Source organism: Erythrobacter sp. HA7-11, assembly GCF_055693605.1.
The window spans coordinates 1399006-1424857 of sequence record NZ_JBVFUF010000002.1 but is presented as its reverse complement, the minus strand read 5'-3'; the positions used below and the strand labels follow the sequence as shown (position 1 = coordinate 1424857).

General features: G+C 56.9%; 24 protein-coding genes and 3 pseudogenes. 9 read left to right on the top strand and 18 right to left on the bottom strand.

Going from position 1 to position 25852, the window contains the following annotated elements; translation table 11 throughout:
• Positions 1-8: 8 nt before the first annotated feature.
• Together ACZ1GU_RS07395 and ACZ1GU_RS07390 are read left to right on the top strand one after the other, a co-directional pair.
• Positions 9-1776 (top strand): annotated as a pseudogene (locus ACZ1GU_RS07395) (N-acyl-D-amino-acid deacylase family protein).
• A gap of 70 nt (positions 1777-1846) precedes the next feature.
• The gene (locus ACZ1GU_RS07390) at positions 1847-2611 is read left to right on the top strand and encodes an SDR family NAD(P)-dependent oxidoreductase (RefSeq protein ID WP_472647390.1); all 765 of its coding nucleotides are present in this window, start codon (positions 1847-1849) and stop codon (positions 2609-2611) included.
• Here the strand turns inward: ACZ1GU_RS07390 and ACZ1GU_RS07385 are convergent.
• The 5 genes from ACZ1GU_RS07385 to ACZ1GU_RS07365 form a co-directional block, all read right to left on the bottom strand.
• Positions 2608-3696: a DUF2855 family protein gene (locus ACZ1GU_RS07385; RefSeq protein ID WP_472647389.1), complete on the bottom strand. Its 1089-nt coding sequence runs from the start codon at positions 3694-3696 to the stop codon at positions 2608-2610. The two genes, ACZ1GU_RS07390 and ACZ1GU_RS07385, sit on opposite strands and share 4 nt — an antisense overlap.
• Positions 3697-3771: 75 nt before the next feature.
• Entirely contained in the window at positions 3772-4899 is a 1128-nt protein-coding gene (gene dnaN / locus ACZ1GU_RS07380; RefSeq protein WP_472647388.1) for a DNA polymerase III subunit beta, read from the bottom strand.
• Positions 4900-5077: 178 nt separating this feature from the next.
• The gene (fabG, locus tag ACZ1GU_RS07375) at positions 5078-5830 is read right to left on the bottom strand and encodes a 3-oxoacyl-[acyl-carrier-protein] reductase (RefSeq protein ID WP_472647387.1); all 753 of its coding nucleotides are present in this window, start codon (positions 5828-5830) and stop codon (positions 5078-5080) included.
• Positions 5830-6768 (bottom strand): ACP S-malonyltransferase, encoded by a 939-nt coding sequence (fabD, locus tag ACZ1GU_RS07370; RefSeq protein ID WP_472647386.1) that lies wholly within the window; start codon positions 6766-6768, stop codon positions 5830-5832. The genes fabG and fabD overlap by 1 nt, the downstream gene beginning before the upstream one ends.
• Positions 6769-6797: 29 nt before the next feature.
• On the bottom strand, positions 6798-7625 hold the full coding sequence (locus tag ACZ1GU_RS07365) for an LD-carboxypeptidase (RefSeq protein WP_472647385.1): 828 nt from the start codon (positions 7623-7625) through the stop codon (positions 6798-6800).
• A gap of 125 nt (positions 7626-7750) precedes the next feature.
• Between ACZ1GU_RS07365 and ACZ1GU_RS07360 the strand changes: the two genes are divergently transcribed.
• Both ACZ1GU_RS07360 and ACZ1GU_RS07355 read left to right on the top strand, forming a co-directional pair.
• Positions 7751-9121: a glutamate ligase domain-containing protein gene (locus ACZ1GU_RS07360; RefSeq protein ID WP_472647384.1), complete on the top strand. Its 1371-nt coding sequence runs from the start codon at positions 7751-7753 to the stop codon at positions 9119-9121.
• Positions 9122-9156: 35 nt separating this feature from the next.
• Positions 9157-9396 (top strand): hypothetical protein, encoded by a 240-nt coding sequence (locus ACZ1GU_RS07355; RefSeq protein WP_472647383.1) that lies wholly within the window; start codon positions 9157-9159, stop codon positions 9394-9396.
• Between the two features lie 6 nt (positions 9397-9402).
• Here the strand turns inward: ACZ1GU_RS07355 and ACZ1GU_RS07350 are convergent, their stop codons facing one another.
• Both ACZ1GU_RS07350 and ACZ1GU_RS07345 read right to left on the bottom strand, forming a co-directional pair.
• Positions 9403-10053: a glutathione S-transferase family protein gene (locus ACZ1GU_RS07350; RefSeq protein WP_472647382.1), complete on the bottom strand. Its 651-nt coding sequence runs from the start codon at positions 10051-10053 to the stop codon at positions 9403-9405.
• Positions 10053-11010: pseudogene (locus ACZ1GU_RS07345) on the bottom strand (DUF808 domain-containing protein). The gene ACZ1GU_RS07350 and the pseudogene ACZ1GU_RS07345 overlap by 1 nt, the downstream one beginning before the upstream one ends.
• A 225-nt stretch (positions 11011-11235) precedes the next feature.
• Between ACZ1GU_RS07345 and rpsF the strand changes: the two are divergent.
• From rpsF to ACZ1GU_RS07325, 4 genes are all read left to right on the top strand, one after another.
• On the top strand, positions 11236-11601 hold the full coding sequence (gene rpsF / locus ACZ1GU_RS07340; protein ID WP_472648728.1) for a 30S ribosomal protein S6: 366 nt from the start codon (positions 11236-11238) through the stop codon (positions 11599-11601).
• The gene (rpsR, locus tag ACZ1GU_RS07335) at positions 11601-11825 is read left to right on the top strand and encodes a 30S ribosomal protein S18 (protein WP_118052723.1); all 225 of its coding nucleotides are present in this window, start codon (positions 11601-11603) and stop codon (positions 11823-11825) included. Before rpsF ends, rpsR begins: the two co-directional genes overlap by 1 nt.
• Before the next feature lie 12 nt (positions 11826-11837).
• The gene (gene rplI, locus ACZ1GU_RS07330; protein WP_472647381.1) at positions 11838-12530 is read left to right on the top strand and encodes a 50S ribosomal protein L9; all 693 of its coding nucleotides are present in this window, start codon (positions 11838-11840) and stop codon (positions 12528-12530) included.
• 141 nt (positions 12531-12671) lie between these two features.
• Positions 12672-14108, top strand: coding sequence for an AMP nucleosidase (locus ACZ1GU_RS07325; protein WP_472647380.1), 1437 nt, complete (start codon positions 12672-12674; stop codon positions 14106-14108).
• 36 nt (positions 14109-14144) lie between these two features.
• Here the strand turns inward: ACZ1GU_RS07325 and ACZ1GU_RS07320 are convergent, their stop codons facing one another.
• The 10 genes and pseudogenes from ACZ1GU_RS07320 to ACZ1GU_RS07275 all read right to left on the bottom strand — a co-directional run bounded on the left by ACZ1GU_RS07320 (position 14145) and on the right by ACZ1GU_RS07275 (position 22559).
• Positions 14145-14681, bottom strand: coding sequence for a type III secretion system chaperone family protein (locus ACZ1GU_RS07320; protein ID WP_472647379.1), 537 nt, complete (start codon positions 14679-14681; stop codon positions 14145-14147).
• The gene (rimK, locus tag ACZ1GU_RS07315; protein WP_472647378.1) at positions 14681-15586 is read right to left on the bottom strand and encodes a 30S ribosomal protein S6--L-glutamate ligase; all 906 of its coding nucleotides are present in this window, start codon (positions 15584-15586) and stop codon (positions 14681-14683) included. Before rimK ends, ACZ1GU_RS07320 begins: the two co-directional genes overlap by 1 nt.
• 9 nt (positions 15587-15595) lie before the next feature.
• The gene (locus tag ACZ1GU_RS07310; RefSeq protein WP_472647377.1) at positions 15596-16048 is read right to left on the bottom strand and encodes an ATP-dependent zinc protease family protein; all 453 of its coding nucleotides are present in this window, start codon (positions 16046-16048) and stop codon (positions 15596-15598) included.
• Positions 16035-16940, bottom strand: a complete 906-nt coding sequence (locus tag ACZ1GU_RS07305) for a YncE family protein (RefSeq protein ID WP_472647376.1) — start codon at positions 16938-16940, stop codon at positions 16035-16037. The genes ACZ1GU_RS07310 and ACZ1GU_RS07305 overlap by 14 nt, the downstream gene beginning before the upstream one ends.
• A gap of 170 nt (positions 16941-17110) precedes the next feature.
• A pseudogene (locus tag ACZ1GU_RS07300) lies at positions 17111-18977 on the bottom strand (M2 family metallopeptidase).
• 65 nt (positions 18978-19042) lie between these two features.
• Positions 19043-19564, bottom strand: coding sequence for a hypothetical protein (locus ACZ1GU_RS07295; protein ID WP_472647375.1), 522 nt, complete (start codon positions 19562-19564; stop codon positions 19043-19045).
• A complete protein-coding gene (locus tag ACZ1GU_RS07290; RefSeq protein ID WP_472647374.1) occupies positions 19561-20361 on the bottom strand; it encodes an alpha/beta fold hydrolase in 801 nt (266 codons plus the stop codon). The genes ACZ1GU_RS07295 and ACZ1GU_RS07290 overlap by 4 nt, the downstream gene beginning before the upstream one ends.
• A complete protein-coding gene (locus ACZ1GU_RS07285; protein WP_472647373.1) occupies positions 20325-20975 on the bottom strand; it encodes a DsbA family protein in 651 nt (216 codons plus the stop codon). The genes ACZ1GU_RS07290 and ACZ1GU_RS07285 overlap by 37 nt, the downstream gene beginning before the upstream one ends.
• Positions 20976-20987: 12 nt before the next feature.
• Complete coding sequence (locus tag ACZ1GU_RS07280) at positions 20988-21530, bottom strand: aspartate-semialdehyde dehydrogenase (RefSeq protein WP_472647372.1); 543 nt, start codon at positions 21528-21530, stop codon at positions 20988-20990.
• A 3-nt stretch (positions 21531-21533) separates the two neighbouring features.
• Complete coding sequence (locus tag ACZ1GU_RS07275; RefSeq protein WP_472647371.1) at positions 21534-22559, bottom strand: aspartate-semialdehyde dehydrogenase; 1026 nt, start codon at positions 22557-22559, stop codon at positions 21534-21536.
• 87 nt (positions 22560-22646) lie between these two features.
• On the opposite strand from ACZ1GU_RS07275, the gene ACZ1GU_RS07270 reads away from it, so the two are divergent.
• A complete protein-coding gene (locus tag ACZ1GU_RS07270; RefSeq protein ID WP_472647370.1) occupies positions 22647-23567 on the top strand; it encodes an alpha/beta fold hydrolase in 921 nt (306 codons plus the stop codon).
• Here ACZ1GU_RS07270 and ACZ1GU_RS07265 read toward each other — a convergent pair.
• Positions 23527-25845 carry a S9 family peptidase gene (locus tag ACZ1GU_RS07265; protein WP_472647369.1) on the bottom strand — a complete coding sequence of 773 codons (2319 nt, stop codon included), beginning with the start codon at positions 25843-25845 and terminating at the stop codon, positions 23527-23529. The genes ACZ1GU_RS07270 and ACZ1GU_RS07265 overlap by 41 nt on opposite strands.
• Positions 25846-25852 lie beyond the last annotated feature (7 nt).

Genomic DNA, 25852 nt, shown 5'->3' with positions numbered 1-25852 from the left:
AATCACATATGCCTGCATTCGACTTAATCATACGTGGCGGCACTGTCGTGGACGGCACCGGTGAGCCTGCGTTCAAAGGCGATGTTGCGGTTAGAGACGGCGTGATAGCCGCTGTCGGCAATGTCGAAGGCGAGGCGCGCGAGGTCATCGATGCCGATGGACTGATCGTCACTCCGGGGTTCGTCGATATCCACACCCACTATGACGGGCAAGCAACCTGGGATCAGGAAATGGCCCCATCGAGCTGGCACGGCGTCACGACAGTCGTCATGGGCAATTGCGGCGTCGGCTTTGCGCCCGCAAAACCAGATCGGCATGAATGGCTGATCAGCTTGATGGAAGGCGTGGAGGACATTCCGGGAACCGCCCTCGCTGAAGGAATCACCTGGGACTGGGAGACGTTTCCCGAGTATCTCGACGCGCTCGAAAAGCTTCCTCGTACGGTCGATGTTGGCACGCATGTGCCACACGGCGCGGTCCGCGCCTATGTGCTCGAAGATCGCGAACAGCCCGGCGCCGTCCCAACACACGAAGACATCGAAGCGATGAGCGCCATCGTCGAAGAAGGCGTGCGAGCGGGTGCGCTCGGCTTCTCTACATCACGAACAGTCCTGCACAAATCGGTCGATGGTGAGCTCGTGCCCGGCACCACGGCGACCGCCGAAGAACTCGTTTCGATCGAGCCGCGCGATGGGACGGGCCAAACAGGCTGGCGGGCATGCCGTTTTCGAAATGGCGAGCGACTTACAACGCGACTGGAATGAATTTGAATGGATGGGCAAGCTCAGCCGCGAGGCGGGTATTCCAGTGACCTTCGCCGCGCTCCAGTCGATCGCCAAGGAATTGCCACTCGAAGAGCAGATCGCCACGATGCGGGCTGAAAATGACAATGGCGCCAACATCGTCGCTCAGATCGCTCTGCGCGGGAATGGCATCATCATGGCTTGGCAAGGGACGGTCAATCCGTTCGCATTCCGGCCAAGCTGGGAGGCGATCAAAGAGCTTTCTTGGGAAGAACAGAAGGCGAAGCTGCTTGATCCAGAATTCAAGGCTCAACTGCTGGCAGAGCCAAACGATTACTCCGAAGCGCCAATGGACATCATTCAGGTGGTGATGGTCATCACACAGGGGTGGGCGCTGCAATATGAGATGGACCCGGATTTTGACTATGAGCCGGACGCATCGGCCAGCGTTAATGCGCGCGCACAGGCGGCGGGCGTCGATCCGCAGGAATACGCCTATGACATGCTTTGCCGCAATGATGCGACAGGCTTCATCTATCTGCCGATCTTGAACTATGCCGAGGGCAATCTCGACTTCCTGCACCCGCTCCAACACGCTGATGATACGGTGAATTCACTGTCTGATGGCGGAGCGCATTGCGGCACGATCTGCGACGCAGCATCCCCAACATTCATGCTTCAACACTGGGTGAGGGACCGCAAACGCGGCGATCGGATTTCGCTCGAAAACGCGATCAAGCGCCAGTGTCGCGACACGGCAGTGCTCTACGGGCTTGAGGATCGCGGCGTGATCGCGCCGGGCTATCTGGCAGACTTGAACGTGATTGATATGAAACGATTGAAGCTCGGTCGTCCTTGGCTCGCCTTCGACCTACCCGCTGGCGGCAAGCGCCTGCTGCAAAAGGCAGACGGCTATGCCTGCACAATCAAGAACGGTATCGTGACTTTCCGTGAGGGTAAATGGACCGGCGAGACACCCGGCGGGCTGATCCGCGGCCCACAACGCGCAGAACTGGCCGAGGCGGCGGAGTGAGTGGCTTTACGCCAGTAGAAGGAGATTGGGCCGTCATAACAGGCGCCGGTACCGCGGGATCGGGCGCTGGTTGGCACAACACTTTGCTGCGAAGGGCATGCGTATCTGCGCGCTCGATATCGACGCTTACGAAGCCGAACAGACTGCAGAACTGTGTGGGAAAGGCTCGCTGGCTCATGGCTGTGACGTATCCGACAGCAAAGAAACGCACCGTGTCGCCGAAAAACTGATCGCCCAAGGCGTTGAACCTTCATTGCTCTGGATCAACGCTGGCGTCGGTTCTGCCGATACTGTGTGCGGGGCAAAGGAGCGCACACTCGAATGGCTGATGGGCGTGAACGTCATGGGCCCGATCAACACTGCCAGAGCCTGGCTCCCGATATTGCGAGCGCGCGACGGTTCAAAGCATGTCGGCGTTACCGCGAGTTCAGCGTCCGTCGTGCCCGTAAGCGGGCCTTTCACACTTTATGCTACCACCAAACAGATGACCGCAGCGGTCGGCGAGGCGCTGAGCGCGGAGCTCGCCGAGGACGATATCGGCGTGACGATCCTCTGCCCCGGTATCCTCAACACGCAAATCTGGAACGCAGCGCAGGCTCGGCCTGACCGCTTTGGCGGCGCGCGATCTGCGCCCGACGAGCTTGGAGATCACTGGCGCGCCCAACCCGGACCCGAAGTGCTTGAGCAGGGACTGGAAACAGTGCTCTCGCGCGGAGGCGGTTGGTGCATCGTACCGACGGAGAAGGGCACAGAACGCCTTATGGAAGCGCGCCACCGCGCGCAGCACCATGGCTTCTTCCACTATGGCATCGCGGCTGATGCCGAAGCGGACTAGGGCTCGATCACGATACCTTTTGACGGATCGACCCTGCCATCGATCATCTCAAGATAAGTTGAACGCGCTGCATCAAGGCCAGAATGCTGCTCGATCTCGACAGCACCCTCGACCGCATCGAGGAAGACGTGCCAAGATTTCGCCACCAATTTACCGCCCTCAACCGGACCGAGTTCCTTGAAGAAGGCGACCGCATGATCGGGCGCGAAGAACAAGGTGGGCTTCGGGCCTGGAAGGCCACGATCTGCGTTCATACCGCCCTCGCCTCGTTCTTCGATATGGGTCGCGCCAACAAGGCATGAGTATTTAAGCGTGTCGCTGTAATGCTCGTGGACTTGAGCAAGCAGGCTGGCATTTCCGGCAAAGTCGACCACGACGCTCGGGCAAATGCTCATCAAGCCGACTTCATCATAGGAATAGACCTTGTCGTAGAGCCCTGTTTCCTCGACAAAGTCCACATTACCTGCGGACGTCAGGCCGACCCGTTTTACGCCCGGCGAATTTTGCTTCGCAACGCTCGCCAACCCCATCGCAGTCTTGGATGAGGCGCTGGTGAGGATCACCTGCTCCGCCTCGAACCACTGATTATTGCGCATGAAGTACTCGATCAGGAAGCCGGTCTTGAACAGAGGACCAAAGATCATGCGCTCCGCCTCCTTGGACGGATCGTGCTCCGGATCAGCGGCTAGCCTAGAATACTGATTGTAGATCGGGCTCATCGGCTGGCGGTGCTCGGCCATATCCATGAAGCTGCTGTCGGAAACGCGGCCAGGGATTACATCGAGATGCGTCGCCATTGGCAGGTAGCCGTAAACGCGCTCACCAACAGAGACTTCGTCCGAATTGCTCTCGATGACTTTTGCGTGCCCCCACATTGGCACGATGCCTTGACCTTCCGGCGCGGGAAAGAAGTTCCAATATCCAAATCCGTCACCAACCACAGCGTAGGTGATGTTGTTGGCAGTTACCGAGAAGCTCTCAATCTCCAGGCGAACTGCGCCCTCGGCAAGTGGACCGAGATCGGTTTCAACTGTCGTCGCTTCGTTGAGAGCAGTCTTGTTTACGTGCACTTGTGCGAGGGTCATGAAAGTCTCTCCTTTGAGACTTCTCTATCCCATCACACATGACTTTCCTACTGAGAACACGCCTAATCTGCAGGACTATACGCGCATTGGCATCAGCACATAGAGCGCCGGGCTCTTGTCGTCCTTGCGGATAAGGGTTGGTGCGCCCGCATCTGCGAGGTGCAACTCAACCGTGTCGCTGTCGATCTGGCTAAGAATGTCCTTCAAGTAATTGGCGTTAAAGCCAATTTCGAAACCCTCCGACTTGTATTCACCGGCTAGTTCTTCAGCCGCCGTGCCATTGTCGGGCGAGGTTACGGACAGTGTGACCTTGTCGGTATCGAGCCCCATTTTAACCGCGCGAGTCTTTTCCGTTGCGATTGTCGCAACGCGATCCACACCGTCATAGAAGCTCTTGGGATCAACCCTGAGCAGCTTGTCATTACCGGTCGGGATTACGCGGCTGTAGTCGGGGAAGGTTCCGTCGATGAGTTTGCTCGTGAGAACGACGCCGCCTTCACCGCCGAGCGTGAATCGCACCTTGCTGGCCGATAGGTCGACCTGAACGTTCCCGTCGAGCGCCTCTTCAAGGAGCTTGCGCAGCTCCGCCACAGCTTTGCGCGGCACGATCACGTCTGGCATGCCTTCGGCGCCTTCAGGACGCGAAAGCGTGAAGCGCGCAAGCCTGTGACCATCGGTCGCCGCCGCTTTCAGCACCGGCTCATCATCATCTGTCACGTGCAAGAAAATACCGTTGAGGTAATAGCGTGTTTCTTCCGTCGAGATCGCAAAGCGCGTACGATCGATAAGCTCAGCGAGCGTGCGCGCTGGCAGCTCAAACGAGGTTGGTAGGTCGCCTTCGACGATCACCGGGAAGTCGTCACGCGGCAGGGTCGGCAGCTTAAAGCGGCTACGACCAGCCTTAACCTCCATCCGGTTGTCGCCGGTCTCTAGGCTAACCTGACTACCCTCGGGTAGTTTACGCGCAATATCGAAGAGCAAATGCGCGGAAACTGTGATCGCGCCGGAACCGTCGACCGATGCCGCAGACATAGTTTCCACAACCTGCAGATCGAGGTCGGTCGCCATGACCCTCACGCTGCCATCATCGCTCGCCTCAATGAGGACGTTCGAGAGGATGGGGATCGTATTACGACGCTCGACCACGGATTGAACGTGGGAGAGACACCGCAGGAGAGTTGCGCGTTCGATGGTTGCTTTCATCGCTGAACCTTACCCTAGTACTGTGGCGCCAAAGGTGGCCGGAATCGTCCCGCCAGCGCCGGAATTGCGCTAAAACCTTAGCGCGCTGCGGGCGTCGGGCAAGCGGCGTGACGACTTATGGCAGATTCCCTTGGGGATAAGGGTAAATCGGTTGTGAAGAAGCAGGTCTTGAACGTGATCAGCTCATCATCGCCATGCCGCCATTCACATGCAGGGTCTGGCCAGTGACATAGCCTGCCTCGCGGCTAGCCAGATAGGCGACGGCAGCGCCAATATCATCGCCCTCGCCCATCTTGCCTGCTGGAATTTTCGCATTGATCGTTTCGGTTTGCTTTTCATCGAGCGCAGCCGTCATCGCTGTGCGGATGAAACCGGGGGCCACGCAATTGGCCGTGATACCACGTGAGGCCACTTCCTGGGCAAAGCTCTTGGTCATTCCGGTTACGCCAGCTTTTGCCGCGCAATAGTTCATCTGCCCCGGATTGCCAGTCGCGCCGACAACGCTGGTGATGTTGATGACACGGCCAAAGCGCGCCTTCATCATTGGCCTAGCGCTCGCGCGCATCAGGCGGAATGTCGCCTCCAGGTTGATGCGTGTGACATCGTCCCACTCCTCATCCTTCATGCGCATCGCAAGGTTATCGCGGGTGATGCCAGCATTGTTTACGAGGATGTCGATCCCGCCAAGCGTGTCGAGAGTTGCCGGGATCAGTTCTTCGACCTGCTCAGTATTCGAAAGATCGCAGGTGATTTCAACGTGATCGCCGCCTTGTTCTGCCATCAATTGCTCACGAAAAGCGCGCAGCTTTTGGCCGTTGGAACCCGACAGAGCGACACGCGCACCTTGCGATGCGAGGGCGATCGCGATCGACGATCCGATGCCGCCACTCGCGCCGGTCACCAGTGCGTTCATTCCCGATAGTGAAAACATTAGGCGATCTCCTTCGCGAAGCTCTCAAGCTCTTCCATTGTAATCAGGCTGACTGCTTCAGCCTCGTCGGCGATCTTGCGGATCATGGGCGTTAGAACCTTGCCGCCTAGTTCGACGAACTGATCGACCCCATCTGCGTGCATCTGGGCTACACTTTCGCGCCAGCGCACCCGCCCCGTGACCTGCTCGACCAATAGCCGTTGCTCTTCAGCCGGATCAGTGACCTTGCCAGCAGTCACGTTGGCATAGAGCGGCAACGCGAGCGCGCCCGGCGGTGTCGCTTCAAGCGCCTTGGCCATACGATCTGCGGCAGGCTGCATCATGGAGCAGTGAAACGGTGCGGAAACGGGCAGCAGAACGCCGCGCTTGATGCCGTGGTCCTTGACCATCGCAACCGCGCGCTCGACCGCAGCCTTCGCTCCAGAAATGACCACCTGCGAGGGGTCATTATCGTTGGCGACTTCGCAGACTTCACCGGCAGCAGCCGCAGCAGCAAGCGCCGCCGCCTTCTCGACGTCGGCACCGAGCAAAGCGGCCATCGCCCCCTTGCCCACCGGGACAGCGCTTTGCATCGCTTGCCCGCGCAATTTCAAAAGTTTCGCTGTATCAGAAAGCGAAAACGCGCCGACCGCGCACAAAGCCGTGTACTCGCCCAATGAATGCCCAGCAACGCAGCTGCCCGCGTCGGCCAGCGAAACACCGAATTCTTTTTCGAGCACCCGCAGCGTGGCTATCGCGTTGGCCATGATCGCAGGTTGAGCATTCTCCGTGAGCGTCAGGTCCTCAGCTGGCCCCTCTGCCATAACCGCCGACAGCTCTTGCGATAGTGCCTCGTCAACCTCCTCGAACACTTCACGAGCGGCAGAGCTGGCGGCGGAAAGCTCTGTGCCCATTCCGACCTTCTGGCTGCCCTGCCCCGGAAAAACGAATGCCCGCATCAATAATCTCCTACTGGTCCGCGCGCCTACTAATCGGCTGATGGGCTGGCAAGGCCGAACGGTACGACCATGTTGGCAGAGGTGTGGCCTATCTCGGCGCGGCCGAGGTAAGGGATGCCCGCACGTGCGCACCAGAACTTAGCGATTTCTTCCGGTGAGTACTGGAAATCGCGATAGTTTTCGGGGATGTCCGTCACTGATCCGAGGCGAAGTCCCGCCAGACGCGGCAGAGATCCGGATAGGCTGAAGAACAAACGGTCAATCGAATAGAGATGCTCGCTGACCTCCTCGACCATGAGCACGTGGCCTTCCAAGTCGGGCATAACCGGCGTGCCTGCGATCATCGCAAGCGTGATCAGATTGAAAGCGACCGCTGGGGTCTTGCCGTCCACACTCGGCTCCAACCCGCTATTGTCCCCCGCAAACCAGTTGAGAACACGCCGGATAGCCTGCCTGCCGCCTTCGCTGCGCGCACTGACCGGCATTGAGCCGTGCACCGGCTGGCCAATTCCGTGGCGATACAAAGCAGCAAGCAGATAGCCTGCATCTGAGAACCCGACATAAGTCTTCGACCGCGCGGCCTCGCTCATCTGCGCGATAGCTGCCTCGGCAATCCGGTTCGAACCATATCCCCCCTTGGCAAACCAGACGGCGTCGTATGCTGGATCATTCGCGCAATCGAGCAGCGCCTCCAGTCTTCGCAGATCGGGGCCCGCGAAGTGGCCGTCCAACTCGAAACATTGATCGTGAAAGGTGACGGAGTGCATCGGATATTCCGTCGCCACCAACGCTTCCAACGCATCGGCCTGCTCGCGAGTGATCGGTGTCGCTGGCGCACAAATCGCAATATTCGTCATAGCTCTGATCTAATTCGCTTGTTTTGCCCGGCACATATTAATAGCTGTGGTCGCATGGGTAACGGGATCGATCAAGCGGCGCTTATAGAGCGCCCCTTCTTTTTTGCGGGATAGGCGGATCGGGGATGTTGCCACTTGCACAAATTCTCCGGGGCATGGGCTGCGAAGTGGCGGGCTCCGACCGGTCGTATGACCAAGGGCGGACCCCGGAAAAGTTTGAATGGCTTGCGGATAATGGTTTTGAGCTGTTCCCGCAGGATGGCAGTGGTCTTGTTTCCGCGGATCAAGTTCTCGTTGCTTCCGCCGCGGTTGAGGACACAGTGCCTGATGCCGCGCGAGCCAAGGAGCTTGGCTGCGAGCGCTTCACGCGGGCAGAGATATTGGCGAGCCTCTTCAACGGGGCGGGCTACTCCGTCGCTGTTGCAGGCACTTCAGGCAAATCAACCGTCACAGGGATGATTGGCACAATTTTGGCCGCCGTCGACCACGACCCGACGATCATGAACGGCGCCGTGATGAAGAACTTCATTAGCGCCGACAATCCGCTTGCCAGCGCACGCGTCGGTCGCCCTGAGATATTCGTCAGCGAAGTCGATGAAAGCGATGGTTCGATTGCGCTTTACCGCCCAACTATCGGCGTCTTGCTGAATGTAAGTCTGGATCACAAAAGTTTGGAAGAATTGCGAAAGCTCTTTTCAGATTTCCTTGGAGTCTCGGGTTGCGGAGTGGTCAATTTCGACAATGAAGAGGCACGATTGCTCGGCGAGGCTTCGGTATCCGAAGGCGCGCGGCAGATGATCTCTTTCGGGCTCGAAAACCGAGACGCAGACATCACTGTCAAACCGGGCTCAATCGTTGAAGGTGCCTTCGACGTGACAGCTGTAGTGGTCGATAATCGCGCGCTGGAAGAATGCTCGCTAGCCGTCCCGATGCCGGGCCTACACAATCTTTCGAATGCTCTTGCGGCGATCGGAGCAGCCTGTGCTGCAGGGATTGGGCTCGAGCGAGCTTGCCAGGCTCTGTCCGAATTCAAAGGCCTTGCACGCCGCTTTGATGTAATCGGCACGAGCGCGAATGACATCACAGTAATCGATGATTTCGGCCACAATCCGGAAAAATGCGCGGCAACTTTGCGCACTCTCAAGGCCACGCCCGGCCGTGTCATCGCCTTCTTCCAACCCCATGGATATGGCCCGCTGAGGCAGATGGGTGAGGAATTGGCGGAGACCTTTGCCCGCGAGCTCGACAGTGAAGACATCACTATCATGTGCGATCCCGTGTATTACGGCGGAACTGTCGATCGAAGCGAAGGCACAGAGCGCATCATCAAGCTCATTGAAGATGCAGGCAGCGCGGCTGAGCACATCCCATCTCGTGAGGATTGCGGAAGACGACTTGTTGAACTTGCAAAGCCCGGTGATCGTATCGTCGTAATGGGCGCACGCGACGACACTTTGACAGACTTTGCAAACTCGGTGTTCGACCAGCTCTCATGACGATGTACCGCCTCGCTGTGCGGCATGCACAACTCATGCTATTTGCACTGCTGGCGACCTTTCTTTTCGTCATCACCATTGACCGTATGGTCGGCCACTCGACCTGGGCGTTCGCCGTAGCAATCGTCGTCTTGATTGCAGCCAATGCGCGGATGCGGCATTTCAATTGCCCGCAATGCGGCAAAAACCTTTTCTTTCGCGGGATTCTGGTTGTGCCTTGGCCGAACAAGACTTGCGCAAAATGCGGGTTTGAGCTGGATAATCCCGGACAGTAGAGCGCCTTAATCGCTCTTCTTCAGCAATCGCGCGCCCTCTTCTTCCCGCGCCACTGCTCTTCGATAGGCATCGCGTGCGGTAAGCCGTGAACGGTAATCCTTGAGCGTCTGTGGCACGCCTTCGCCCAACCCGATCTTGGCCGCCAGCACCAAAGCATATCCGACGCAAATGTCCGCCACGGTAAAGCGGTCCGCGCATAGAAATCGGCGCGTTTCAAGACGCTGCTCGATCTTGATAAGCCGCTTCTGAAACCATTTGGCATAGGCTTCGCCGGCCTCGGCGAAACCCTTTTCCTTCTCGAAGATCGCGAAGCGCATATAGACCGTTTGCGGAAAGGTAATCGTCGCATCCGCATGATATGTGTAGTCGCAATACTCAGCGTAATCAGCTTCACCCGGAGCAATGGCTAAATCGGTGAACCCATCCTTGGTCGCGAGGTAGTGGGCGATTGCGCAGCTTTCCGTCATCCGCGCATCACCGTCTAACAGCAGAGGCACTGTCCCGAGCGGATTGATTTCCAGATATTCAGGCGCGAGATAACGCGGTGGGAATGGTAGCATCTTGAGATCGAGCTCGACCCCAGCCTCCTCTGCTGCCCAGGTCGCCCGCAGACCGCGCGAGCCGGCGCATGTATAAAGCGTCGGACACGCCGTCATCAATGTGCGCCTTCGTAGCCGATCACCTTGTGCAGAACGATCGCTATTACAAAGCCCAGTCCGAGCCCGATTACAGCTGAAATCGCAGCATAGGTGAACCATCCTGCGACACCCGATAGAGCGCCTGAAACGCTCGCAACGGCATATTCGGCACCGTGGGCAATGTCATAGAGCAAGTGAAAGCCGACTTCGTGCGTACCGTGAACGATGATGCCGCCACCAACCCAGAGCATCGCCGCGGTCCCAATCACCGATAGGGCGGTGAGCAATTTGGGCACAAACGCCACCAGCCCTGCCCCGAATTTCTGCGCGCCCTCACTTTCGCGCTTAGTCATAGCCAGGCCGATATCATCAAGTTTCACAATAATTGCGACAGTCCCGTAGACCACAACGGTGACCGCGACTGCGACAATCGCCAGCGCTGCCCCCTTCTGCCAAAGACTTTCAGCGATCACGGCGTTTTGCGTAAGTTCGTTGAGCACAATGGCCATGATCTCTGCCGAAAGAATAAAATCAGTACGAACCGCGCCAGCTATGCGTTGTTTTTCAAACGCGACGGGGTCGTCGATTTTGTCCTCAACCGTCTTACCGTGCTTCTCGCCGCCAAACTTCTCCATGATCTTTTCTGCGCCTTCATAACACAGGAAAGCACCGCCGATCATAAGGAGATAGATGACGAGCCACGGCGCGAAATAATCGAGCAGCATCGCAATCGGCAAAAGGATGACGAGCTTGTTGAAAAGGCTGCCCTTGGTGATCGCCCAGATGATCGGCAGTTCGCGCGCAGGGGACAAACCCGTCACATAACTTGGCGTGACGACCGCATCGTCAATCACTACGCCCGCAGTCTTGGACCCGGCTCTACCCGCAGCGGTACGCAACATCATCAATAGACGCAGCCGCGGTTCTCGCGATGATAGAAACGTCATCGAGCAGCGCAACAAGACCTGATGGCAATTGAAATCCCCTTTACCTTCCAAGCCCCAGTCCTGCCGCGTGACGCCAAACAACGCAAGTCGCGCGATTGGACCACCGCCGCACGCTGTGTTTCCCCTTGCATTACCTCGTCAAACCGTTATGTGCGCGCATCGCTTTCTTCGGGAGGCGAACAAAGAAAGCCGGAGGGGCCCCGTCATCCGGACGGATAAGCCAGCGATCGGCATAGACATGAAAGGAAGCGAGATGGCTCTGTATGAGCATATCTTTCTCGCGCGTCAGGACCTGAGCCAGGCTCAAGTTGACACGCTAGCGGCGAACGCCACTGAAATCGTAGAAGCGAATAAGGGTAAAGTCACCAAGACTGAAACTTGGGGCCTGAAATCCCTCGCCTACAAAATTGACCGCAACCGCAAAGCGCACTTCGTGATGCTTAACATCGAGGCCCCTGGCTCGGTGGTCGAAGAACTCGAGCGCCAGACCCGCATCAACGAAGACGTTATTCGCTACATGACCATCCGTGTTGAAGAGCACGAAGAAGGTCCAAGCGTGATGATGCGCAAGAACGAACGCGACCGTAAGCGTCGCTCAGACCGTGAGGAGCGCGACTGATGGCACGCCCGTTTTTCCGCCGCCGCAAATCTTGCCCATTCTCGGGTGAGAACGCGCCGAAGATCGATTACAAGGATGTACGCTTGCTCCAAGGCTTCATGTCTGAGCGTGGCAAAATCGTACCTTCGCGTATCACCGCCGTTTCTGCCAAGAAACAGCGTGAGCTCGCCAAAGCAATCAAGCGCGCACGTCACATCGGCCTGCTGCCGTACATCGTGAAATAAGGGAGAAAGAAAATGGATATCATTCTCCTCGAACGTATCGAGAAGCTCGGCACAATCGGTGACGTTGTTACCGTCAAGGATGGCTATGCTCGCAACTTTCTGCTCCCGCAGAAGAAGGCGCTGCGCGCAAACGACGCCAACAAGAAGGTCTTCGAAGCGAACCGTGAGCGTCTTGAGAAAGAGAACGCTGAGCGTCGGACCGAAGCTGAAAAGACTGGCTCAAAAGTTGACGGCGCAGAAGTCGTTCTGATCCGTGCTGCGTCGAACACTGGCCAACTTTACGGTTCGGTCAACGTACGTGACATGGTTGCCGGACTGGTTGAGCAAGGCCACGACGTGGACAAGAAGCAAGTCATCATGGGCGCACCGATCAAGACAATCGGCATGCATGATGTGACTGTCGCTTTGCACCCAGAAGTTCACGTTACCGTGAAGGCAAACGTCGCTCGTTCTGACGACGAAGCCGAGCTTCAATCGCAAGGTGTCGACGTGCTCGCCCAAATGTTCGAAGATGAGCAGAAGGAGCTTGAAGAAGCTGCTGCTGCGAACCGCATTGATCCTGACCTTGAGCCGGGAGAAATCCCGACCGAACTGCTTGAAGAAGCTGCGGTCAAGAACATTGAAGAAGCCGAAGAGGCCATGCCGGACGCGGTTGTCGAAACCGATGCTCCTGCAGATGAAGACAACAAAGAGGGCGAAGCCTGATTGGGCCTTCACTCTCGACGCAAAAAGGGGCGTGGCCGCAAGGTCGCGCCCCTTTTTGTAAGAGCGCCAACCTGCGCGCCCGCGCCCACAATGAATTCAAACGCCTTTGAAATGAAACAATCGGAGTCCTAACTTACGGATATGCAACCAATCGAAAACATCCTGACCGAGCTTCAGCGCATTTACGATGAAGCCGTTTCAACACTGCGCGAAGATGTGATTGCCTTTGGCAAGGACGGCTCTGTGCCCCCGGCAAGTCGACGCGAGGATGGCAGCTATGCATATCCGGAATTGACCCTCCACTATTCAGGCATCGGAGAACCGCTGGATCGCAGCAGAGCCTTCGGGCGGCTCGAACAGGTAGGCATTTACAAGACTACTGTAACGCGCCCTGACCTATTCAAAGGCTATCTCGAAGAGCAGCTGCAACTTATTGCTGGCGAGTATGAGGTCGAGTTCGAAGTCGGTCGCTCACGGCAGGAGATTCCCTTCCCATATGTCCTAGATGGGGCCGCGGGCGCGGCGATGGTCGGCATTGCACCACAGGACATCGCCAAGCATTTCCCATCGACTGATCTCGCCCTGATCGGCGATGAGCTCGCCGACGGCATCGAGTTTGACGAAGCAGAGGCGATGCCTTTGTCGCTATTCGATGGCCTGCGTACCGACTATTCGCTGGCTCGCTTGGCACATTACACCGGCACTCAAGTTGAGGATTTTCAGGACTTTATCCTGTTCACCAATTACCATCGCTATGTCGATGAGTTCGTGAACTGGGGCGCTCAGCAGATCTGCGAAGGCGGCTATGTCAGTCTTACCGGTGCTGGCGGCCTCAATATCGACGAATGCACCGACAACGCTCAGGAGCAGCTCAACGATACTGCATGGCGGCGGCATCAAATGCCGGCATACCACCTTATCCGCGAAGACGGGCAAGGCATCACTTTGGTCAATATCGGTGTCGGACCGTCCAACGCTAAGACGATCTGCGATCACCTCGCGGTGCTGCGCCCGCACGCTTGGATGATGATCGGCCATTGCGGAGGCGTTCGCTCCAGCCAGAAGATCGGCGATTTCGTCCTCGCTCACGCCTATTTGCGCGATGACCATGTGCTCGACGCCGTGCTTCCTCCCGAGGTTCCAATCCCGCCGATTGCGGAAGTGCAACAGGCACTTGCTGGCGCGACCGAAGAGGTTGCTGGCATGCAGGGTGCAAACCTCAAGCAGCGCATGCGCACAGGTACAGTCGTCACCACCGACGATCGCAATTGGGAGCTGCTTTACTCCACGTCGGCCAAAAGGTTTTCACAAAGCCGTGCGATCGCCGTTGAAATGGAAAGCGCAACAATCGCGACGCAAGGATATCGGTTCCGTGTTCCTTATGGGACCTTGCTTTGTGTGTCAGACAAGCCGCTCCACGGTGAGATCAAACTGCCGGGACAGGCCAACCAGTTTTACGAAGAGGCGATTGCCGCTCACCTTCAAATCGGTCTTGAGGCATGCAAGCGGCTGCGCGACGAAGGCGACCGGCTTCACAGCCGGAAGCTGCGCGCCTTCAACGAACCGCCGTTCAGATGATCGAAAAACGAGTTAATAAGCGTCAGTCAGCTAGGCTTAGCGTCCTTGAGCGGAAAACGCGGTCAGTTCAGTACGCATCTTCTGAATTTCTTGGCCAAAGACCAGCAACTGAGCCTGTGCATTGGCGTATGTGATCCCGTAAACGGCGTTCACATAGCCTTGCAAGACAACGGCCTGATCTCCGGCTCTCAACGCTTTGCTGTTCGGATTCAGGTTGTTGTACGCGTTTATGAAGGCATCCATTTCGACCGCGCTGCGATCGTCTGAGCGAGTGAAGGTGGCGAGCATCAGCAAGCCGACACAGCCTTGTTCTGCGCTGCAGGACCGAGGGCTTAGCGCGAAGGCAATACCCTCACCCGCTTGCGCTCTGTAGACTGTTGCGCCGCTCGCGTCCTGCTCAACCTGCCATGTGGCCTGCACGTCCAGGAGCAAACGCGAGACAGTTGGCGCATCGAATTGCGTCACAAACTGAACTTGCCTTTGTTGCTGCGCTTGGTTTTGCGCTTCGGCACTCGTCGGCATCAGTGCTGCAACAGCAATGATTGCAGCGCCAAGTCCCCCCGAAAATTTCATTATCCCTTACCCTTTGTCTTCGTTGCGCCAGCTTTCGCCTTTGCTGCAATGAAGTCAATAATTTGTCCGGCGACATCCTTGCCAGTTGCCGTTTCGATGCCCTCAAGCCCTGGGGAGGAATTCACTTCCATAATAACCGGCCCATGGTTACTGCGCAGCATATCCACACCGCAGACGTTCAGACCCATGTGCTTGGCAGCTCTAACAGCAGTGGAACGCTCTTCAGGCGTGATTTTGATAACGGTCGCGCTGCCACCGCGGTGAAGGTTGGAGCGGAAGTCATCCGCCGCTCCCGTCCGCTTCATTGCCGCGACAACTTTCCCGCCGACTACAAGCGCACGGATATCGGTTCCGCCCGCTTCCTTGATGAATTCCTGCACGAGGATGTTCACATTTGCGCCTCGAAACGCCTCAATGACCGACTTCGCGCTCGACATGGTCTCGGCGAGAACGACCCCAATTCCCTGTGTCCCTTCGAGAAGCTTTATGACCACCGGCGGACCGTTGACGGCCTTTATGATCTCTTCCGCCTGTTTCGGATCATTGGCGTAGGCGGTGAGTGGCAATCCAAGCCCATATTTAGCAAGTATCTGCATGCTACGCAGTTTGTCACGACTACGGCCAATCGCCACGCTCTCGTTGAGAGGCCAGACACCTTGCATCTCGAATTGACGCAACACCGCCAGACCGTAATTGGTGATCGATGCACCGATCCGCGGGATCACGGCTTCATAGCCCGTCAGCGTATCTCCATTATAGCTGATGGTGGGGCGATGGCTCGCGATGTTCACGGTGCAGCGCGTAGTGTTCAGGATATCAAGTGTGTGACCACGTTTTTCGGCAGCCTCTACGAGACGCTTATGGGAATATAGGTTCGGATTGCGCGCAAGCATCGCAATTTTCATAATTTTTCCTTATGGCTTAAAGCCTTGTACTGGTTCAACACCCGGCGTTTGCAGCCACGAATGTCCGCTATCAACCAAGAACCGGCGTCGCAGCGCCGAGCGCCCGATGAGCATCGGAAACTTCATATCGGAACGATCAGCTAGGCTGAATTCCGCGCGGAAAGTCGTGTCACCAATGTTTAGAGGCGTCTTGATGACATAGCGTTGCTGTGTCTCACCGTTCGAGCTCGTGATACCTCGTATATCCACATGCACCGCCTCGCAAACATGTTCGCGCCCGTCCCAATCGACTGCAAAACGGACGAGTTTCTTGCCGTCGCGCTCAATCTCTTCGAGGACACGGCCATGGAGAGATGATGTACGCGCTCCGCTATCAATCTTGGCTGGGATCGCGCTGAGGCCCAATTTCGGAAGAGCAACGATTTCTCGCCACCCCACGATCGGCAAATCACTGATCGGCATTGAAGAAATTGCTCACTGGTTCGACAATAGCCATTCCATCACCTCCATCACCGGTCGGCAACCGCCGTAGGACTTCGCCGCTCGCAAAGTTCACTTCGGCGACGGTATCCGTTCCGGTCTCTGCGACATAGATGCGCTCGCCATCGTCTGACCAGAGGATCGTAACTTGAAATCGCGTTTGGGCTTCTTCTGGACCCGAAACTTGGATCTGTCGGACAACCTCAGCGCTACTCAGATCAATGACGCTGAGCCCGCCATCTGCGAGGTTAGAAGTCACTGCGAAATCGCCTTGTGGTCGCACTACGAGCCGCAATGGGAAGCGCCCGGTATCGAGCGTCTTGCGCACTTCCATCGAAGTCGGATCGAGTTGAAAAGCTTGGTTCGAACCACGGGCCGAAACCCACAAAGTCTGGCCATCGGGCGACAGGTCAATCCCTTCGGGCTCCTCGCCAACCGTGACTGAAAGCGGCTCCGCCCCGCCCTCCAAATCAATCCGAGTCACTGTTTTGGAACCCAAGTCAGTGGTCCATGCCGCGCTCTCATCGGGTGCAACCGCGAGCATGTGGCTGCCTCTTTTCCCGGTTGGGAACTCGGTGAGGACCGGCTCGCCAACGCCGTCGCTCTTGATCCGGAAAATTGACTGGCGCCCTTCGGCGGTCACATAGATTGTATTCTCAGAGTACCAGACGATGCCGTGGGGGCGCGCATTCTCTCCAAGATCAATGCTATCTAGCTTGGTGAGGTCACTTACCAAGAAGAAATCTACTGTAGTCCCCCCGTAACAGGCAAGCGCGACAATCTCCTTGTTTGGCGAAGTTGCTAGCTCATGTGGATTGGTACAGCTGTCCTTTCGCAGCACTTCTTTGCCCATCTCGAGGTCAATTTTGGACAATGTATTGCCGCGCTTATTGGCGACCAGCAATGCCGGGCCAAAAGAACGCTCAGTCGCTTCACCTAGTGGTTCATAGACAGTCCATTCATTTGCCCCAGGTGATGCGCTGCAGGCGGCTAGCAATGGCACCGCAAGAAAGGACAGGATTGAGGAGGAGGCTGAGCTGTTCGTCACCAACCGGCTTCCTGTCCTTCGTTCTGTTCATTCAGCCATTCAAGCAGCGGCGCGAAGTATTCGACCATCGCCGTGCCAGACATTTGCCGTTCACCGGTGAAGGCCTCAAGCGCGTCGGGCCAGGGCTTTGAGGCCCCCATTTCGAGCATCGCGTTGAGGTTCTTGCCCACTTCCTCGTTTCCATAGAAAGAGCAGCGATGCAGCGGCCCTTCCCAGCCTGCTGTGTCGCATGCCGCCTTGAAGAATTGGAACTGCAATATGCGCGCAAGAAAATAGCGCGTGTAAGGCACGTTTCCGGGAATATGATATTTGGCACCTGCGTCAAAATTGGCTTCGGTTCGTTCAACCGGCGGAACGATGCCTTGATATTCCGTACGCAGGTCAGTCCACGCGCTGTTGGCGTCGGCCATGTCGATTGATCCGTCGAACAGACCCCAGCGATAGCGATCGACCAACAAACCGAATGGCAGGAACGCAACCTTATCCATCGCCTGACGCAGCAAGAGGCCAATATCCTTGTCAGCGCTCGGCACTTCGTCAGGCGTAAGCATATCAATTTGAACGAGATATTCGGGCGTAATCGACAGGGCGATCATGTCGCCAATCGCTTCATGAAATCCGTCATTCGCACCGTTCAAGTAGAGAAAATCTTTCTCGTTGTAAGCGCGTTGGTAGTAATTGTGGCCGAGCTCGTGATGGATCACCACAAAGTCGTCGGCGTTGCGCTTGATGCACATCTTGATCCGCAAATCGTCGATATTGTCGATGTTCCATGCTGATGCGTGACACACGACTTCGCGGTCTAGCCGGCTTGGTGAATTGACTGCGTTCCCAGAAGGTTTCGGGCAAGGCTTCGAAACCGAGTGAGGAAAAGAACTGCTCGCCGACGCGAACCATGTCTTTCTCGTCATAGCCTTTTTCTGCGATCAAATCGGTGAGGTCATAGCCAATGTCGCCCGCACCTTCTGGCGCGACGAGCGGATAGATATTGCCCCATTCCTGGGCCCACATGTTCCCGAGCAGGTCTGCGCGGATGGGGCCGGTAGCGGGCTGGACAGCATCGCCGTGCTTCTTGTTCAGTTTGCGGCGCACATAGGTGTGAAGCGCAATGTATAGCGGTTTTACCTCTTGCCACATCCGCTCGGTCTCAGCCGCGAACTGATCGGGGTCCATATCGTAGTTAGAGCGCCACATCGCGCCCAGATCATCGAATCCCAGCTCTTTCGCCCCTTCATTCGCGATGCCGACCATTGTCGCGTAGTCCTCGCGCATCGGCGCACCGACATTGTCATGCCAGCTGGTCCACATCTCGGCGAGCTCGGTTGGCGAACGCTCAAGGTTGCCCATCTCCGCTTCGATGTCGGAGCCGCCAATTTCCTCGCCGTTCAGCGTCCCGCGACCCTGCCCATAGGCAGCGCCAAGCTGCGTCGCGATTTCGCTGAGCTCACGGGCTGCGCCATCGCGGCCTGGCGCAGGCATCACGATCCCATTGCGCAAAATATCAAGCTTGCGCGCTGTATCAGCGTCAAGTCCCTCAATACGCGCGTATTTCGCAGCCTCGTTCGCGTATGCGACCGTCTTCAACGTCGACTCTGCGCCATATTGCGATGCAAGCGTGTTGCTGTCGTGGTTGATGTTCGTCTGGCTGAGCCAAAGGACGTGACCATAGGTTTTGGAGAATTCGTTGAGGTCGGCCTCGACGTTCTGAACCCATGCTTCGGCGCCTGCGGGCGTCAGGGGAAATTCCGCTTCGCTCACAGTGCTTTCTTCAGCGGCGTGGTCGTCGGCAATGGCTGGCGAGGCAGCGAGGCTCAGTGCAAGCGCAGTCAGCGGCAGGCCAAAGCAGGCGCGGGCAAGTTTCATGACGGAAGGTCCTCTCAGAGAATTGGTATCGTTTGCGACTACACTGGACCTGCGAGCAGCTTAGATCAAGCGCGACCAAACGATTGGCGTTCGAGAATCAGCGCGGCAATCACGGCAAAGAATGCTGCGATCCATGTGATCATCTTTGTGGGTCGTACACTCGAAGCAAGCTGGGCCAAACCGTCACTTCCCGCATCACGCGAAAGCTGAATGAATTGCGCGACCGTTTCGGCGTAATCTGTGACCATAAACACAGCACCGGCTATCAGTGCGATCCATCCGAGTACGCGCAAAAGCCTGTTGGAATTATTGCGATAGTAGAACCCTCCTAGCACACAGCCGATCCCATAAATGCCGATAAAGATCAGGTCTGAGATCATGGCCAAGCGCGCTTGATCGAAAACACCGGCACCTTTCCACGCATCATGAATCGCATTGACGGTTGCCGCATCAGGCGCGCGCTGATGTTCGGCGATCCCTTCAGGCACGCCATCAACCATCAGCGGCAAATGAAGATAGATGGTGATCGCAAAGGCGCAGAGCCCGCCGAAAAAGCAGAACAAGAAGGCCCGCTTCGAGATGCTCATATCGACTTCAAAAAAGCTGTGATCGCTGCGCCCAACTCTGGCTTCGTGGCGCTGTCGAGGTGCGCGCCTGGCACTTCTTCGTAGCTCGCATTGGGCAGAAGCTCCGCGAGATCGCTTGCCGAGCCATTGTCTTGGTCATCCACTCCACAAAGCACGAGCGTGGGCATGGTGATGTTTTGAAGTGCGGAAATGTCGAGATCGCCCATCGCGTCGAGTAGTAGTCGGGCTGCAATGCGATCCACGCCTTGCGACTTCAAAAACTGGCGCGAGAAATAGGCGGGATCCCCGCGCTCGATCGTGTCGAACTCATCAATCACACGTTTAAAGAATGCAGAGCGTTTGCGCCATTCGCTCAAGCCCGCAACGCCCATTCCGGCGACGACAAGACTTCGCGGCTCGAGGACTTGGCTGGCGACTGCATGCAAGGCTGTTCGCGCACCAAGCGAGAAGCCGACGAGATCGAACTCGCCCTCTCCAAGTCCAAGATGATCGACCAATGCAACTGCATCGCGCACCAACACACCATTTGGATAAGCGGCAGCCTCTCGCGGCGCATCGCTCGCACCGTGAACGCGAAAGTCTAGCATAATGGCTTCGAAGCCCTCGGCAGCAAGCCTTTGAGCATGACCCCACTTGATCCAGTTCATTTCGGCACTGGAGAACAAGCCGTGCAGCAGAATGACGGGCCTGCCCTCGCCCAATCGGTGCACCGCGAGTTCGGTGCCATCGAAGGATGCCAATGTGGAAGTCGCCACGTCGCTCACCGCTTTACCAAACCCTTCTGCTCCATCCGCCATTTCGCCATCTCGACGCGATCCTGTCCGAAGAATGGTTCGCCGTCGAACACGAGCGTTGGCACACCCCAATGACCTGCAGCTTCAAGCGCGGCTTGATTGGCTTCGATTTCAGCATCAAGCGCCTTATGATCATTCATCGCCTCGGCATCGAGTTCGATCAGATTGAGACCTGCACGCTCTGCCGCACCTGCTAAGTGATCGCCTTTATGCCAATCATCGACCTCACCAGAAAAGATGATCCGCGAAGCCTCATCCGCAAACGCCAAACCTCTCCCTCGCCTTGTCGCCGCTTGTCCAAGCCGAACTATTCGCAGGATGTAAGGTTGGTGATCAGCAACTGTCCGCGTTGCCAAGTCTTGCACCACAGGATCGGGCCTTGGCCATCGAAACGGAATGCCCAGCATTTGCGCTGCTCGGAACGAGTCCATCAAGATATAGCGTGGAGCCGCCGGATTGCCGGTAAACAGGATGTCCGGATCTCGAATGGCGATTGGCCAAACTGTCCGCAGAGTGATGTCGAGGTCATAGTCCTCAGCCATCGCTCGATAGCGACCGATGGCGAGGTAGGAATAGGGCGAGCGAAAGCTGAAAAAGAGGTCAGCCTTGAGTGTCATAATTTGCCTCTATTATCGCTCGAAACATTGTGTGCCAGCGTATAGCAGCCAAACTTTGCCGTCCTCGGCGAACCCGCCAAGCTGGCTACCGATTGAAAACTCCAGCCCCATTGCGGTGTCGCCGATCTCCTTGAAGCCGTCTGCTTGCCTAGCTTCAGCTAAAGAAGTTCCGACTTGCACATCTCCAACGACGCGGATTTTGTCGCTTTCCTCGTTCAAGAACCAACCCACCAGCATGCCATCGGAAAAATTTATGTTCAGAAAGTCAGAAAATCGGACCATTTTGACCGTGCCACTCGGGCAGGCGGATCCCTCATAGCTCAATCTGCTTGGACTCAGAATCTTCTCCAAGGCACCCTCGACTTCCTTCTCACCAGCAGAGAAGTAAAATGCTTCGGGACCAGCGACCAAGCCATCGCCGCGCAACTCGACTTGATCAAGCGCTAGGTTTTGACCCCCGTCAATCCGACTTTGCTGTTCCGTGGGACTCGGCACACTTCCGCTATCGCAGCCGGCAAGTGCCAGAGCCGTGAATGACAAAACCAATGCGCGCATGCCTCAGCCCTTCTTCAGATGACGACGTCCCAGAAGTTCCGCGATCTGCACCGCGTTCAGCGCTGCACCTTTGCGAAGGTTATCCGAGACGCACCACAGCGTCAGCCCGTTTTCGACCGTCGGGTCTTCGCGAACGCGGCTAATGTAAGTTGCCCCATCTCCAGCACTTTCGACAGGTGTCACATAGCCTTCATCCTCGCGCTTATCGATGAGCATGATACCTGGAGCTTCACGAAGGATGTCTTGCGCCTGCTCGGCTGAAATCTCGTTCTCGAACTCGATATTGATCGCTTCGGAGTGGCCGACAAAGACCGGAACACGCACACATGTTGCGTTTAGCTTGATCTTGGGATCGAGAATTTTCTTCGTCTCGACCATCATCTTCCACTCTTCTTTGGTCGATCCATCATCAAGGAAGACGTCAATGTGTGGAATGACGTTGAAAGCGATCTGCTTGGTGAAAGCGACAGGCTCCACTGGATCGCCGACAAAGATTGCGCGGCTTTGGTTGAACAGTTCGTCCATGCCTGCTTTGCCTGCACCTGAAACCGACTGATAGGTCGATACAACCACCCGTTTGATCGTCGCAGCATCGTGAAGCGGCTTTAGCGCAACGACCAGTTGTGCGGTCGAACAGTTCGGGTTCGCGATGATATTGCGCTTTTTGTAGTCGTCGATCGCGTCGGGATTCACTTCCGGCACGATCAGCGGCACGTCCGGCTCCATACGGTAGAGTGAAGAGTTGTCTATCACGATACAGCCTGCCGCCGCTGCCTTCGGCGCATATTCCTTTGCCGGACCAGAGCCGGCTGAAAACAGCGCAATATCCCATCCTGCCCAATCGAAATGCTCGATGTTTTGGCATTTGAGCATCTTGCCCGTATCGCCAAATTCAACCTCGGAGCCTTGCGAGCGCGAAGATGCGACCGCTGCGACTTCGTCACAGGGAAACTCGCGCTCAGCCAGCACCTGCATCATTTCGCGTCCGACATTGCCGGTCGCGCCGACCACTGCCACTCGGTAGCCCAAATTGCTTACTCCAATGGAATTACGTATTCGTGTGTTTCGCTGCCGCGCCGGGCGTGGCTTGGCAAGCTTTTCTTTAGGGGGAAACGTATGCAGCGCGATATTGCGGAATGGCGGTCGAAAGCGAGCTATTTCGAGTTTCAGGGGCACCAGATTGCCTATTGGCGCTCCAATGCGGCGGTGGCTGATGCGCGCCCGCTGTTATTGGTGCATGGGTTTCCGACCTGTTCGTGGGATTGGGCGCAGGTGTGGGATCAGCTTGGAGCGCGGCACAACTTGATCGCGTGTGACATGCTCGGCTTTGGTCTGTCGGACAAACCAAGCTCAGGTTATTCGATCCACCGCCAGACCGATTTGCAAGAGGCGTTGCTCACTCACCTCGGGATCACGGAATATGACGCATTGGTCCATGATTACGGTGTATCCGTCGGGCAGGAATTGCTCGCGCGGCAGCAAGAAGCTTCGGGCGCGGACGGCCTCGGCGCGATGGTGTTCCTTAATGGCGGAATCTTTCCTGATCAGCATCGCCCGGTGCTGATGCAAAAGATCGGTGTGTCGCCGCTGGGCTTCCTGGTCGGGCTGCTGATGAACCGCAAGCGCTTTAGCGCGAGCTTCAGCCAGGTCTTTGGACCTGATACCAAACCGAGCGAGCAAGAGCTTGACGAGTTCTGGGACTTCATTGCGCGCAAAGGCGGCAACCGCCTTACGCACAAATTGCTGCATTACATTGCGGACCGGGTTGAACATAAGGATCGCTGGGAGGCTGCGCTCGTCGGCGCCGAAACCAAGATCGGCTTGATCAACGGGGCAAAAGATCCGGTATCCGGCCAGCATGCCTATGAAAAATGGCGCGAGGTGGTCCCGCGCGCAAATGCGCATTTGCTCCCGACAATGGGGCACTACCCCCAGGTCGAAGCGCCAGATGAAGTCGCTGAGACCGCGCTCGAATGGCTCGCGCAGTGGCGCTCCCCTATTCCGGCGGGGTCACGCCGTTCCGTTCGAGGAAGGTAAAAATCGTGTTCCACAAATGCGGGCTGATGTTTTCGCCTGCGACGCGGTGGGTGTAGCCGGGATAGAGCATCATTTCGAACGGCACATTGTTCTCTTGAAGAACGCTGATCAATTCCGATGAATTTTCAAACACGACATTGTCGTCAGCCATTCCATGGATGAGCAGCAGGGGATCGCTGATCTTGATCGCGTCAGGGATCGCGCTCGCTTTTTCATATGCCTCAGGCACTTTGCGCGGGTCACCCATGTAGCGCTCGGTGTAGTGGGTGTCGTAGAGTTCCCACTTGGTGACAGGAGCACCGGAGATACCAGCGGCGAACAGCCCAGGATCGGCCTGCATCTGCTTTAGCGTCATATAACCGCCATAAGACCAACCATAGAGCGCAATCTTGCCTGGATCGACGAAATCGAGCGTCTTGAGATATTTCGCGCCCTCGCGTTGATCGTCGACCTCTACGCCGCCCATCGCGCGGTAGAGGGGTTGCTCAAACGCCACTCCGCGATTGGCGGTGCCGCGATTGTCGAGCGCGAAATAGATGTAGCCCTTGTCCACGATCGCCTGAACCAGCGCCCCGCCCCAGCCTTTATCAACGATCTGCGGGCCCGGCCCGGAATAGTGATAATAGAACACGGGATATTTCTTGCCCGGCTCCATTTCCGGTTTCAGCATCATGTAGTGCAGATCGGTGCCGTCTTCGGCTTTCACTGTGCCATATTCCGGCGTAACATGACCCGCGAGGAATGGCGCGTAGGGGTGATCGCCCTCCACCAGATTCCCCTCAATCGCGGCCAGAACTTCACCATCTGAATTGGCCAAAACCGATTGCGGCGGTTGGTTGGTGTTGGAACGGTTGATCAGCAGCGTCTTGCCATCCTTGTCCATAACCGCGCTGTGTGTGAATTCTGGATCGGTCAGTAGGATAGGTTCGCCGTTGCCGTCGAGGTTGGCGCGGTAAATCTGCTGCGTGAGGACGTCTTTGGTGCCTTGGAAATAGAAGACGCCGGCTGCTTCATCGACTCCGACAAGTTGGGTTGTCGGCGAGCTCCCGCTGGTCAATCGAATGAAAGTCAGACTTTCGTAAAGCGAAACAATTCCTCCACCTTCATCTTCGAGCAAAACTTCGGCCTCATTAAGTCCTTGAATGCGGTAAAAATGGCCATACCCATCCCTCTCGGACCACCACAGCAGGCTCCCGTCTTTGAGGAAGCGATAATTATCGGAGAGGTTGATCCAATAGTCCTTGCGGGCTGCCTTTTCAGTGAATAAGACCTCGCTTGCCCCCGTAGACGGGTCGACCTTGAGCACATCAAGAACGGTCTGTTCGCGGTTCTGGCGCTGGACGTAAAGTGACCCGTCCTTCCCCCAATCAACCCGCACGAGATAAAAGTCAGTCGGATCATCGGCGTTGTAATAATCGGGCGACTGATTGCTGGTCAGGTCAACCTTCACCTGGTTACCGCCATCAGGGTCCATCACAAAGAGCTCGACCACGGCATTGTCCGAACCCGCCACCGGATACCGCTGATCGAACACACGCGTGCCCGTAGCCCCAATCGCCGCGCGGGTAACGATGCCGACGCGCGCTTCATCGGTGCGCTGCACAGCGATGCGGGTATCATCGGCTGACCACCAATAGCCATCTAGCCGGCTCATCTCTTCCTGAGCCACAAACTCCGCTTCGCCCCAGCGTATCGTATCGCCTTCTTTGGGAGTGATTGGTGCGGCGTCCCCACCAATCCCACCGACCCACAACTGCCGGTCGCGCACGAACGATACGTAGCCACCCTTACTGGACAGCTTTGGGTTGAGTTCGCTTTCCTCGGTATCGGTTAGGCGCGTGATCGAACCATCGAGCTTTGCGAGGTAGAGATCTCCGTCTAGCGGTACGAGCATGCCAGACCCGTCGCTGGTCCATTGATAGGAAATGATCCCGCGCAAATTGCCGACCCGTGCGCGCTCGCGCTGCATTTTTTCATCTTCGGACAATTCTCGGCCCGAGCCGAGCTTCTCGCTGTCGACCAGCATCGTCCATTCGCCGCTCTCACGGTCATAGCCCCACAGATCGTAGCGTTCACGCTCATCCTCGCGGTTGCGCAGCAAGGTGAGATAGCGGCCATCAGGCGATAGCTTGGCCTGCCGCGGCGTCGGACCATCAAGCGAAGGCGAGGCGAAAACGCGCTCGAACGTCAAATCAGGCGCATCGCTCACAGCGTGATCATCCGCAAGCGCTGGAACGGAGATAAGTGCGGCGGCAACGGCAAGGATCGATAAGCGCATTTCAAGG